The organism is Flavobacterium caeni (assembly GCF_900101895.1).
In the GTDB taxonomy this organism is placed as follows: Bacteria; Bacteroidota; Bacteroidia; order Flavobacteriales; family Flavobacteriaceae; genus Flavobacterium; species Flavobacterium caeni.
In genome coordinates, this window is record NZ_FMVF01000007.1 from 98,493 (window position 1) to 111,321 (window position 12,829).

A 12,829-nucleotide genomic window follows, 5' to 3' on the forward strand; every position below is an offset into this window, starting at 1 on the left:
ATATAGTTTTGTAGTTAAAAAATTACGTATTACTTTTGCTCAATAAAATATTGTAATCTAACAAAAATCAAGTATGAAACATCTTAACAAATTATTTGCTGCTGCGTGCCTTTTTGTGGGGCTAAGTGCACAAGCACAAGATAGCAACAATCCTTGGGCGATTGCCTTCGGAACGAATGCAGTCGATACGAGAGTAAGTGCTGCAACAAAATTCGAGGACCAAATTTCACAGTATTTTAATGTAGAGGACAACTGGAACATTCTTCCATCTATCTCTTACATTAACGTGTCTAGACACGTGGGTAGCGGTTTCTCAGTTGGAGTAACCGGATCGATCAACAAGATCAAAAGATTTGTTAATACCCGCACAACCATTCCTGGAGAATACGTGGTTACAAATCCTGGTGATTTGAGCTACTATGCTGCCGATGGTACCATCAAGTACAGCTTGGGTACTGCGTTTGGCTGGAAGTGGTTTGATCCTTCAGTTCACGTAGGTGGTGGTTATGTATGGTTGGAAGATGCCAATACAGGTATCGTAGAAGGTGGTCTTGGGGTGACTTTCTGGTTTACAGAAATGGTAGGCTTGAGTTTGCAATCTACTTACAAGCAATCATTCGACGAGCGTTTGGAGAGAGGTATGGCCAACAACGTACCTTCGCACATGCAACACTTCGCAGGTCTTACTTTCAAATTTGGAGGTAAAGATACAGACGGAGACGGTATCTATGACAAAGACGATGCTTGTCCAGAAGTTGCTGGTTTGAAACAATTCAACGGATGTCCTGACACCGACGGTGACGGAATCGTTGACGGTAGCGACTCTTGTCCAGAAGTTGCTGGTTTGGCTGAATTCCAAGGCTGTCCAGACACTGACGGAGACGGTATCGCTGACAAAGACGATGCTTGTCCAGAAGTAGCAGGTCCTAAGTCATTGAACGGTTGTCCAGATGCTGACGGTGACGGTGTTGCCGACAAAGACGACAAGTGTCCAGACGTTAAAGGTCCAAAAGAAAACGGTGGATGTCCATGGCCAGATACAGACGGTGACGGTGTATTGGACAAAGACGACAAGTGTCCAGACGTTAAAGGAACTGTAGCCAACAATGGTTGTCCAGAAATCACTGAAGAGCACATCATGAAGTTGAACGCTTACGCTAAAACTATCTTGTTCAACTCTGGTAAAGCTACTTTCCAACAACAAACTTATCCAGTATTGCAGTCAATCGTAGGAATCTTGAAAGAATACCCTTCTTCTAGATTTACTATCGAAGGTCACACGGATAGCGATGGTAAAGATGCGATGAACCAAAAATTGTCTGAAGACAGAGCTGCAGCCGTTAAAAACTACTTGGTAGAGAACGGAATCGCATTCGACAGATTGTCTTCAATCGGTTATGGTGAAACCAAGCCAATCGACACCAACAAGACTAAGAAAGGTAAAGCGAACAACCGTCGCGTAGAAGTGAAATTGGTAAAATAATTTCTACCTTAAATAATTGAAAGAACGCCTCGATTTATCGGGGCGTTTTTTTATTTTTATCTTATGACAAACCGCTCGTTTCTGGACCAGGTCGCGCAAATGTTGTTGCGCGAACACGCCACACATTTACCCGATACCATGGTGGTGTTGCCCAACAAAAGGGCCAGGATTTTTTTGCTCGAGGCCTTACGCAAGCAAACAACCCAAACTATTTTTGCGCCGCGCATCGTCAGCATAGAAAAGTTGATCCAGGACATTGCCGGTATCCGTTCTATAGACGCCATAGAACAGCTGTTCGAATTTTACGAGGTTTATTGCGCCATCACCGAGGCTCCGCAAAGACAGGAATTTGACGTGTTTGCCAACTGGGCCAAAACACTGCTACAAGACTTTAACGAAATCGATCGTTACCTGCTCGAGCCCGATCGCGTGCTCAGGTACTTACAGGATATCAAGGAGATCGAGCATTGGTCGGTAGACATTACCCAACAAACGCCGCTCATCGAGAGTTATCTTTCGTTCTGGAAAATGCTCCCCGACTACTACCGACATTTTTACGATCATTTGCTCCAAAAGGGTGTCGGCTACCAAGGCATGATTTACAGGGAAGCCGTTGCCAATCTCAACCACTTTTCGGAAAGCCAGGGAAGCCGGATGGTGCTCTTTTGCGGATTCAATGCGCTCAATGCGGCCGAGGAGCAAATCATCCAGCATTTGCTGGCGCTCGATTTGGGAAGGATCTACTGGGATGCCGATCAAACCTTTCTAAGCGACACGGCACACGATGCGGGCCTTTTTTTGCGCGACTTCAAAAGCAAATGGAAACATTACAACAGCCATCCGTTTGAGTGGATTTTCAACGATTTTGCGCAAGAGAAAACCATCGAGGTGATTGGTACACCCAAATCTGTCGGGCAAGCCAAGATTGCCGGCGGGATCATCGACAAATTGATCGAAGGCAACCACGCCGACATCAACCGCGTGGCCATGGTGTTGGGCGAGGAGAGTTTGCTGATCCCGGTGCTGCATGTCCTGCCGCAGTCGGTGGGCGCGCTCAACATCACAATGGGCTATTCGGCCAAGAACAACCCTGCGCAAACCTTAATTTTTAAATTGTTCCGGATGCATACCGTGGCCTTGTCGCGCGGCGGTTCGAACGCCGTGTTCTATTACAAGGACGTTTTGGACGTATTGGGTCACCCGCTTGTCGAGCCTTATGTAGCGGCTCAAAAGGTTGCGCAGACCATCAAACAATACAACTACACTTTTTTGACACACCGAAAGATTGCGGAACTGCACCCCAACCCGAACCGTCTTTTTTCGCTGTTGTTCGAGCCCTGGACCGACAATCCGACGGCGGTGCTCGACACACTTTCGGAGGTTTTGCTGACCATCAAATCGAGTTTGGGCAACGACAACGAACAGGCAAAAGTCACCAAGGCTTTTGTTTATGCGGTGTTCCAAACCCTCAATAAACTGAAGAACTATTACGCCAAATACGCCAACGCAGGCAAGGTCGATACGCTGTTTGCCATCTACAAACAAGTGATCGATCTGGCCGAGGTGTCGTTCGAAGGCGAACCGCTCGAAGGGCTCCAAATCATGGGTGTGCTCGAGAGCCGCGTGCTCGACTTTGATACGGTTGTCATCACTTCGATGAACGAAGGCAAGTTCCCGGCGGGCAAATCACAAAACTCGTTCATTCCCTACGATGTAAAGGTTGAGCTCGGCCTGCCCACGTTCAAACAAAAAGACGCGATTTACACCTACCATTTCTACCATCTATTGCAAAGGGCGAAAAAAATTTACTTGCTTTACAACACCGAAAGTGAAGGTCTTGATGCAGGCGAGCCAAGCCGTTTTCTGACCCAACTCGAAGTCGAGCGACAGCCCAAGCACACGACTACCAAGCAAATCTACAGCGCGGTCTTGCCCGATGTGGGTTATGAGCCCAAAGAGGTGCCAAAATCGGCGGCGGTGATGGCACGGCTCGAGGAAATCGCAACTGCGGGTTTTTCGCCTTCGGCCCTGACATCGTACATCCGCAATCCGATTGATTTTTATTTCCAGAAGATATTGCGCATCCGCGAAACCGAAGAAGTCGAGGAGAACATTGCCCTGAATACACTAGGAACCATCATCCATGGGGCGCTAGAGACGCTGTATACGCCCATGATCGGTCGACGGCTTACCGAAGCCGATATCGACGCGTGTTTCGGGCAGCTCGAAGCCGTCGTGCTCGACCAATTCAAACAAGTCTATAAAGAAGGCGAGATCCGAAAGGGCAAAAACCTGCTCGCCTTTGAGGTGGCCAAGCGCAACGTATCGAATTTTCTCAAACTCGAGCGCGAAGATTTGCGTTCGGGTGCCGAAATCGAAATACTCGAACTGGAAAAGAAATGCGAGGGGCGCGAATTGCGGCATCCCAATTTGCCTTACCCGGTTCGCGTAAGCGGTACCGTCGACCGGATCGAGCGGCACAATGGCAGGCTTCGGATCATCGACTACAAGACGGGGAAAGTCGAAAAATCGAGCCTGACGCTCAAAACATGGGATGGCCTGACCGCCGACATCAAATCGGACAAAATCATCCAATTGCTGGCCTATGCGTTCATGTACGAGCCGCTTGCCGACGGCGAGCCGGTCGAAGTGGGCATCATCTCTTTCAAGAACCTGAAATCGGGGTTTATGCCATTGGTTTTTAAAGATATGGCAGCCCCGACCGAAACTACGTTGGTTACAGGCGATTTGCTCCAAGCCTATCAGGAAGAATTGACCGTGTTGCTCGGCGAAATACTCGATCCCGAGATACCGTTTACCGAAAAGGTTATTTGATTTTCTTAAGAAAGTTGCCCAGTTCCAACAACAGTGCGTCGCGGTTTTCGATCAAACTCATGTGGCCATCGGGAAACGTCACCAGTTGGACTTTGGTGCCTTGCGTTTGCTCGAGGCTTTCCTGGTAATTCAAAACGGGATCCTGTTCTCCCAACACCAGCAGTACCGGATAGGGGCCAAAGTGCAGCAATACCTCGCGGTCTTTCCTGATTTTCATGCCTTCGAGCGCGGCGACAATACCTTGTAAAGGCGTTTTGAGCGCTTCGGAACGCACCTGCTCGATTTCAGGCTTTAAACGCTCGCGGTTGGCCTCGCTGAACAGATTGGCGATCGAGAGCCGTACAAACGCCGTGTGGTCTTTTTTGACGGCTTGGATGGCCCGGTCGCGATTGGCCTTGCGCTCGTCGCTATCGGCGCGCGAGGTCGAGTTGATCAGCGCCAATCCTTTGACCTGATCGGGGTACAATTCGGCATAGGCCAACGCGATGTAGCCGCCCATCGAATGGCCTGCAAAGATGGCTTTCTTGATCCGCAAATCGCTCAATACTTCATGTACCACATCGGCTTGGTCTTCCATCGTATGGACGTAGCCATGACATTCGCTCTGACCATGTCCCAAAAGGTCGATGGCGATGATGCGGTATTTCTTGGCCAGTTCGGCGACAAAAAAATCCCACATCGAACGGTTCTCGAGAAAGCCGTGCAGCAAAACAACGGCGGTGCCTTTGCCGGTATCGGTGTAGGCGATTTGGGTATTTTTATAGGTTGCGGTTTTCATGCAAAGAATTTGGGGATACCACAAAAATAAGGATTAGGGCTGTAGAAAAGTGCCGATTGCTGCGAAATATTCTGCCTCGGCGTCCAACCAACCATAGTGCCCACAATCGTCCAACAACACCACCTCCGAATTACGGAAAGCGCGGTGCGCAATTTCAGCAGTGTTAGGTTTGATGATATCGTCCTTGCCTTGAATAATTAAAACAGGTTTCTGGTATTTTTTGAGTTTCGGCGCACAATCAAAGCCTATTTCCCGTAAATCGTCCCAAATCAATTGATTTAACTCGGCATTGCCTTGCGTCAGTCTTTTTGCCAACGACGGAACATATTTGGGATTAAACACGTATGCCGGGGCCAAATTCCGACCGCGTCCCAAACGCGTCGCGTAGGTCGTGTCGCCTTTTTCAATTTTTGCGTTCCAATAGCGCAAAGAGTCGCGTTGCACGGGGTTAAGTTTCGACTGGATGCGCCCCCCTACATAACTGAGTAAATCCAAATCGACACCACCCGACGACGAAAGGATCATCCGGTCGATACGATCGGGAAATTCCGTCGCATAAAAAGACGCCAACATGCCGCCGAAAGAATGTCCTAAAACATCCCAGTTCTTTATTTTTAGCGACTTTCGGAGCGATTCGATATCGTCGACCATCAACCGCATCGAAACCGTTTCCGGAGACAATTTTGGAAGCACTGATTTTCCGGTACCGCGTTGGTCATACAAAATTGCCATTCGATGCTTTGAGAGTTCGCGTGCTAACGCTTCAAACCCGTTGCTGTTCATGCCCGGCCCGCCATTGATGACCAGCATCGGTTTGCCGGAGCCAAAAATGCGGTAATAGGTTTTGGAACCATCGGTGTTGACGGAATAACCATCGGTTTGCGCCCAAGACGCGGTGCAAAACAGCAAGAAAAATAGCGTTGATTTCATAAAAAACGGCTTACCGATAAGTAAGCCGTCATGTGTTTTTGTTACACGTTCATGAGGTTCTCGATTTCTTCCACCTCAATAGGGATGTTGCGCATCAAATTGAAAGGTTCTCCTTTTTCCTGCACGACCACATTGTCTTCGAGTCGGATGCCGAAGCCTTCGGCCGGGATGTAGATACCCGGTTCGACCGTAAACACCATATTGGCCTTTATCGGTTCGTGAAGCAGCCCGTAATCGTGTGTATCGAGGCCCAAATGGTGCGACGTGCCGTGCATAAAGTACTTTTTGTAGGCCGGCCAATCTGGGTTCTCGTTCTGTACATCGGCTTTGTCCAAAAGGCCCAGACCAAGCAACTCAGAAGTCATGATTTTGCCCACTTCTTTGTGGTATTCTTTCCAGAGCGCGCCGGGAACGAGCAGCTTGGTCGCTTCGTTCTTGACACGAAGCACCGCATTGTAAACGGCCTTTTGCCTGTCGGTGTAGCGGCCCGAAACGGGAATCGTACGCGACAAATCGCTCGAATAATTCGCATATTCGGCGGCCACATCCAGCAGGATCAAATCGCCTGCATGACAAGGTTGGTTGTTTTCGATGTAGTGAAGCACATTGGCGTTGTTGCCCGAAGCGATAATCGGCGTATAGGCAAAACCTTTGGACCGGTTGCGGACAAATTCGTGGATCAGCTCGGCCTCGATTTCATATTCGGTTACGCCTGGCTTGACAAAAGAAAGCAAACGACGGAAACCCTTTTCGGTGATGTTACAGGCGGTTTGCATCAAATCGAGCTCTTCCTGTTCCTTTACCGAACGGATGCGTTGCAAGATCGGGTTGCTTTTGGCCACGTTGTGCGCCGGATATTTCTCTTTCCACCATTTCACGAACCGCGCCTCGCGGGTTTCGGTTTCTACCGATTGGCGGTAATGTTCGTTGGTGTTGATGTACATCGTCTCGGCATAGGTCATGAGCTCGAACAGGATTTTCTCGAAATCGCTGAGCCAGTACACCGTTTTGATGCCCGAAACTTCGAAAGCGCGTTCTTTGGTGAGCTTTTCGCCTTCCCAAATGGCGATGTGCTCGTTGGTTTCGCGCAAAAACAAAATTTCGCGTTGGTGTTCATAAGGCGCATCGGGGAACAAAATCAAGATACTTTCTTCCTGATCTACGCCGCTCAGGTAAAAAATATCGCGGTGCTGCTGGAAAGGCATGGTGCTGTCGGCACTGATCGGATAGATATCGTTGGAATTGAAAACCGCAATGGCGTTGGGTTTCATCTGCGCGGTGAACTTTTTGCGGTTTTTGACAAAAAGAGCGCTGCTGATGGGTAAATACTTCATGTTGATTCAAATTTGAACCACAAAGCTAATCAATCCATTTGTAATAGCGCGCACCCATTAACACGGGATTGTCGTTTTCGATCCGATCGAGGACCCATTCGGACTTTGGGTTTTTTACGCCCGTTTGTTGTTCTTTTTTGTGCAGTTTCTCGTAGGTTTCAAAGTTCAACTCCTGACTTTTAGCCAGGGTTTCGAACAAATTGACAGGGGCGATGGCTTCGCGCCAGCTCGTTTGTACTTCTCCCTGAAAAACCTTCGATTTCGAGCCCGAACCATAGGCCAGGAACCCGAATGTTTTGCCCTCAAGCACCGATTGATTTTCGAGAGCCACAGACAATGCCGAGAGCAACGCCATAAAAATCGAACCGGTATACAAATTGCCCACGAGCGACGACGCTTTCTCGGCAGGGGCCAGTTTTTGTGCGACGAACTTTTGGTAAGCATCCGATTTGGCGACCGATTTCAAATCGGAAGTGTCGATTTTTCCGTCCGAATCGAGCGCAAAGATTTCCGATAGCATCCGTCGGCCTTGGAATGCGTAAGGCAAATGCATGATGATATTTTCCCACGAATCGTACAGCGTGCCTTGAAAACCAAGTTGTTTTTTAAGCGAAAAATAGGCGCCGCGCGTGCGGTCCATGTAACATTGATTGGAATATTGTCCGTCAAAAACCGGTTGGTCTTTGTGGATTTCGATTTGCTGTTCCAACTGGCCCAGCCATTCCGGATTTTGGTCGCTGCCGGTGATCTCGGTTTTTGAAATGGTGCGGTACGGTTTGAAAAAATCGAACAAACCCTTGGTGTCGGTCGCCCAATGGGTGTCAAAAGCGATGATACGCGGATTGGCCTTGACCAACATGGCGACGGCTCCCGCGCCCTGGGTGTATTCACCACCCGATCCGAGGTCGTATTTGGCCCGGTCGGTGGTCACTACAATCGTTTGGGCATCGGGATTCAGTCGTACGAAGTCAAAGCAGTTCTGCAGGGCATCGACGCCGCCGATACACGCAAAAGTAAAGTCGACAACATCGCAATTTTGCAGCAAGCCGTCGCCATATTTTTGCTCCATGAGCGCCGACAAATACGACGCGATGGGTTTCGAATTGTCGATGCCGCTTTCACTACCCACATAAATACGGCAGATTTGTGTCAAATCGATACGATGCTCTTCGACGAGCTTGGTGAGCGCGTTGGCCGCAAAGACCACGCTGTCCTGGTGTACATCGGGGAAAGTCATCTTGAGCAGTCCAAGACCTTTTTCGAGTTTTTCGGGGTCGATGTTGCGTTTTTCGGCCAAAACGGCGATGGGAAGGTGCAGTGAAGCGACGTTGAACGCAAGCGCGTCTATTCCAATTTTCATGTAGCGGATTTTGCGCAAAATTACAATTTCGGAATACTTAGGGAACGGCCAAACCGACACTATTTTCGATGGCTGACGCATTTTTGAGGAATCCTAAAAAAAGACGCCGTCATTTTACCAGATTGCTAAAACAACGCGCAAATGCAGATTTTTGGACCTGCCATACTAAACGCGCGATAACGCCGTTATGGATTTATTAACAAGGGTTTGTCATGAAAGTGTATCTGGTTTCCATATTGTTGATTTTGGGCGCTTTGGGCTTCGCGTCGTGCGAGGACAACGACGACACGATCGATCTTTACGAACCAGTTCCCTCTACTTCCGAACCCAGTCTGGTGGTCAAATTCAAATTTGATAAAGACCAGGTTAGGCTCAACAACATCGGGCAACCATCGGCCGTGGCTTCGGGCAATGCAGGCGTTTCACCCGACTTCAACGCGATTTCGGCACATTATTTTGAACTGGCCCCCAACGCAATGACCCAACTCGGGCAGGGTGCAGTTTTGTACCATGCGCCAGAAACAACCATGGGTGGCAGCAACGCCATCGATTTCAGTCAGGCCAAGATCGTAGGCGAAGGCGAAACATTTTTGCGCATCCCGCTCAAGGACATCGCCGCCGGAAGCTACGAATGGGTGCGTGTTTCGCTGGCTTATCAAAATTACAACATCCCGGTACGAGCGAGCGGTGTAGATTATGAAGGAACGCTGGCAAGTTTTGTCGGATACAACACCTACATCGGGACACACGAAATCGGGAATTCTATTTTTCCGGTCAACGCCAACCGTTTGCAAGGTTATTGGGCGTTCGCTTTGGCCGATTATCCGTATTCGGTAGAGGGGCAAGCGCCGGCTGGTGCCACCACGGTCCCGAACCCGATTGCATCTACGTCGCCGATTCCTGCGGGCTCTTGTGTCGTGACGGGCAGATTCGCCAACAATTTGACCATCACCGGCAACGAGACCAAGGATGTTGTCGTGACGCTTTCGCTGTCGGTCAATAAGAGCTTTGAATGGCAAGAAGTGGTGTTCGATGGCAAATACGAGCCTGCCCAAGGCGAAACCGTTGTAGATATGGGCTTGCGTGGCCTGATTCCATCGTATCAAGTGGCCGAATAAGGAGGCGATTGTTTCTCTGTTATCGCTTTTCCGACTTTTAAAGCCGCCATTTTAAAATCATTATAAATAACGTTCGAGAGGTTGTAATTATTCTCGGTTTGCCGTACTTTTGTGTGGATTTTTTTAAAACTCACAAACAAATATTATGGCAAAATCTGCATTATTAAAGTCGTCCTTGGCTAAGAAATATTGGATGGCTCTGACAGGTTTATTTTTATGCTTGTTTCTCGTTGGCCACTTGGCAGGAAATCTTCAACTTTTGACCCCCGACAACGCGCTGAACTTCAACAAATATGCGTTGTTCATGACGACCAACCCCGCCGTTAAGGTTTTGTCTTATCTCACTTACGCTTCGATCATTTTTCACGCAATCGACGGCGCGATGCTGACCTATCAAAATGCAAAAGCGCGTCCGGTCAAGTATGCGAAGAACAACGCCGCCGCAAACAGCGCATGGTCGTCAAGAAACATGGGTGTTTTGGGAACCGTTATTTTGGTGTTCATCGTCACGCACATGATTACATTTTGGGCGCCGATGCATTTCGACAAAAACATGCCATTGCAAACGCAAACCATCACGATGAACGGTCAACCTTCGGAATATTACCTTACTACCGACGGTAGTTACCTGCCCAAACAGCAGGTCGACCAAAAAGTGATTTACATCAAGAACCGCACGGAGTTTTACAATGCGCAGGCCAACGTTAAAATCAAAGAAGGCTACAAAGATTTGTACAAAATCACGGTGGCGTTCTTCAAAGATGCGAAGTACGGGTTGGTGTACACATTGCTCTACGTGCTTTCGATGGCTGTGCTTGCGTTTCACTTGCACCACGGTTTTGCCAGCGCGTTCCAATCCTTGGGCGCCAACAATCCAAAATACAACGGACTCATCAAAGGATTTGGGAAAGGCTTCGCGATTATCGTACCGCTTTTGTTCGCCATCATTCCATTGTACCTCCATTTTATTCTAAAAGCTTAATCCCATGGCATTAGATTCAAAGATACCTTCAGGTCCTATCGCAGACAAATGGACCAATTATAAAAACCACATCAATCTGGTAAACCCGGCCAACAAACGCAACATCGACATCATTGTCGTTGGAACCGGTTTGGCAGGAGGTTCGGCTGCGGCGACTTTGGCCGAGCTTGGCTACAATGTCAAAGCATTTTGTTTCCAGGATTCGCCACGTCGTGCGCACTCGATTGCGGCGCAGGGCGGAATCAACGCGGCCAAGAACTACATGGGCGACGGCGATTCGACATTCAGGTTGTTTTATGATACCGTCAAAGGCGGCGACTACCGTGCGCGTGAGGCAAACGTACACCGTCTGGCAGAGGTTTCGGCCAACATCATCGACCAATGCGTCGCGCAAGGCGTACCGTTGGCGCGTGAGTACGGCGGTTTGCTCGACAACCGTTCGTTTGGTGGCACGCTCGTTTCGCGTACATTTTATGCCAAAGGACAAACCGGACAACAGTTGTTGCTGGGTGCCTACTCGGCGATGAACCGTCAAATCGGTCGCGGCAAGATCAAAATGTACAACCGCCATGAAATGCTCGATTTGGTGTTGGTGAACGGCAAAGCGCGTGGCATCATTGCACGCAACCTCATTACGGGCGAAATCGAAAGACATTCGGCGCACGCCGTGGTCATTGGTTCGGGCGGATACGGCAACGTATTTTTCCTTTCGACCAATGCGATGGGCAGCAACGCCACAGCCGCTTGGAAAATCCACAAAAAAGGGGCGTTTTTCGCCAATCCTTGTTATACGCAAATTCACCCGACCTGTATTCCGGTATCGGGCGATCACCAATCGAAACTGACGCTTATGTCTGAATCGTTGCGTAACGACGGGCGCATCTGGGTGCCGAAAAGCCTCGAAGATGCGCAGGCCATCCGCGAAGGGCGCAAGAAACCAACCGATTTGTCGGAAGAAGAACGCGATTATTACCTCGAAAGACGCTATCCGTCATTCGGCAACCTCGTGCCGCGCGACGTGGCTTCAAGGGCCGCCAAGGAACGTTGCGACGCCGGTTTTGGCGTGAACAGGACAGGTGAGGCAGTTTATCTTGACTTTGCATCGGCTATCCAGCGCTATGGCAAGACACAGGCGCATATCAAAGGACTTGACGAAAACGACAAGGCGTTGGTCACCAAACTCGGGAAAGCGGTCGTAGAAGAAAAATACGGCAACTTGTTCCAGATGTACGAGAAAATCGTCGACCAAAATCCATACGAAACCCCTATGATGATTTACCCGGCCGTGCACTATACCATGGGCGGTACTTGGGTCGATTACAATTTGATGACCACCATTCCGGGCTGTTTCTCGATCGGCGAATCGAACTTCTCCGACCACGGCGCGAACCGTCTGGGCGCCTCTGCCTTGATGCAAGGTTTGGCCGACGGTTATTTTGTATTGCCGTACACCATCGGCGATTATTTAGCACCGGATATCAAAACAGGTACCATCTCTACCGATTTGCCGGAGTTTGTAGAGGCCGAGAAGAACGTACGCGAGCAACTCGAGAAGTTCATCAACAACAACGGCAAGCACTCGGTAGATCATTTCCATAAAAAACTCGGCAAGATCATGTGGGACAAAGTAGGCATGGCCCGAAATGCCCAAGGACTTACCGAAGCCATTGCAGAAATTGCCGCTTTGCGCGAAGAATTTTACGCCGACGTCAAGGTGCCTGGCTCGATGGTCGGGTTCAACCAAGAGCTCGAAAAAGCGATGCGCGTAGCCGATTTCCTCGAACTCGGGGAATTGTTCGCCAAGGATGCGTTGCACCGGAATGAATCGTGCGGAGGACATTTCCGCGAGGAATACCAAACCGAAGACGGCGAAGCTTTGCGCGACGACCAGAATTTTGCCTACGTGGCGGCTTGGGAGTACAAAGGCAAGCCAAGCGACGCGGTGCTGCACAAAGAGCCGCTTGTGTTCGAAAATGTAAAACTCGTAACCCGCAGTTACAAATAAGATC

General features: G+C 49.3%; 9 protein-coding genes. 5 read left to right on the forward strand and 4 right to left on the reverse strand.

Annotated elements, in window-relative coordinates; translation table 11 throughout:
* Positions 1-73 precede the first annotated feature (73 nt).
* Together BLP55_RS08350 and BLP55_RS08355 are read left to right on the forward strand one after the other, a co-directional pair.
* Positions 74-1,483 carry an OmpA family protein gene (locus BLP55_RS08350; protein ID WP_091141932.1) on the forward strand — a complete coding sequence of 470 codons (1,410 nt, stop codon included), beginning with the start codon at positions 74-76 and terminating at the stop codon, positions 1,481-1,483.
* A 63-nt stretch (positions 1,484-1,546) separates the two neighbouring features.
* A complete protein-coding gene (locus BLP55_RS08355; RefSeq protein ID WP_091141935.1) occupies positions 1,547-4,318 on the forward strand; it encodes a PD-(D/E)XK nuclease family protein in 2,772 nt (923 codons plus the stop codon).
* Here BLP55_RS08355 and BLP55_RS08360 read toward each other — a convergent pair.
* The 4 genes from BLP55_RS08360 to BLP55_RS08375 form a co-directional block, all read right to left on the reverse strand.
* Positions 4,311-5,096, reverse strand: coding sequence for an alpha/beta fold hydrolase (locus BLP55_RS08360; RefSeq protein WP_091141938.1), 786 nt, complete (start codon positions 5,094-5,096; stop codon positions 4,311-4,313). The two genes, BLP55_RS08355 and BLP55_RS08360, sit on opposite strands and share 8 nt — an antisense overlap.
* Positions 5,097-5,129: 33 nt before the next feature.
* Entirely contained in the window at positions 5,130-5,906 is a 777-nt protein-coding gene (locus BLP55_RS08365) for an alpha/beta fold hydrolase (protein WP_244503440.1), read from the reverse strand.
* Positions 5,907-6,067: 161 nt separating this feature from the next.
* Positions 6,068-7,360 (reverse strand): aminopeptidase P family protein, encoded by a 1,293-nt coding sequence (locus BLP55_RS08370; protein WP_091141943.1) that lies wholly within the window; start codon positions 7,358-7,360, stop codon positions 6,068-6,070.
* Between the two features lie 25 nt (positions 7,361-7,385).
* The gene (locus BLP55_RS08375; RefSeq protein WP_091142176.1) at positions 7,386-8,720 is read right to left on the reverse strand and encodes a hydroxymethylglutaryl-CoA synthase family protein; all 1,335 of its coding nucleotides are present in this window, start codon (positions 8,718-8,720) and stop codon (positions 7,386-7,388) included.
* A gap of 212 nt (positions 8,721-8,932) precedes the next feature.
* On the opposite strand from BLP55_RS08375, the gene BLP55_RS08380 reads away from it, so the two are divergent.
* From BLP55_RS08380 to BLP55_RS08390, 3 genes are all read left to right on the forward strand, one after another.
* Positions 8,933-9,838, forward strand: coding sequence for a hypothetical protein (locus BLP55_RS08380; protein ID WP_091141945.1), 906 nt, complete (start codon positions 8,933-8,935; stop codon positions 9,836-9,838).
* Positions 9,839-9,983: 145 nt separating this feature from the next.
* On the forward strand, positions 9,984-10,820 hold the full coding sequence (locus BLP55_RS08385) for a succinate dehydrogenase cytochrome b subunit (protein ID WP_091141947.1): 837 nt from the start codon (positions 9,984-9,986) through the stop codon (positions 10,818-10,820).
* Positions 10,821-10,824: 4 nt separating this feature from the next.
* Positions 10,825-12,825, forward strand: a complete 2,001-nt coding sequence (locus tag BLP55_RS08390) for a fumarate reductase/succinate dehydrogenase flavoprotein subunit (protein WP_091141950.1) — start codon at positions 10,825-10,827, stop codon at positions 12,823-12,825.
* The last annotated feature ends 4 nt before the right edge of the window (positions 12,826-12,829 follow it).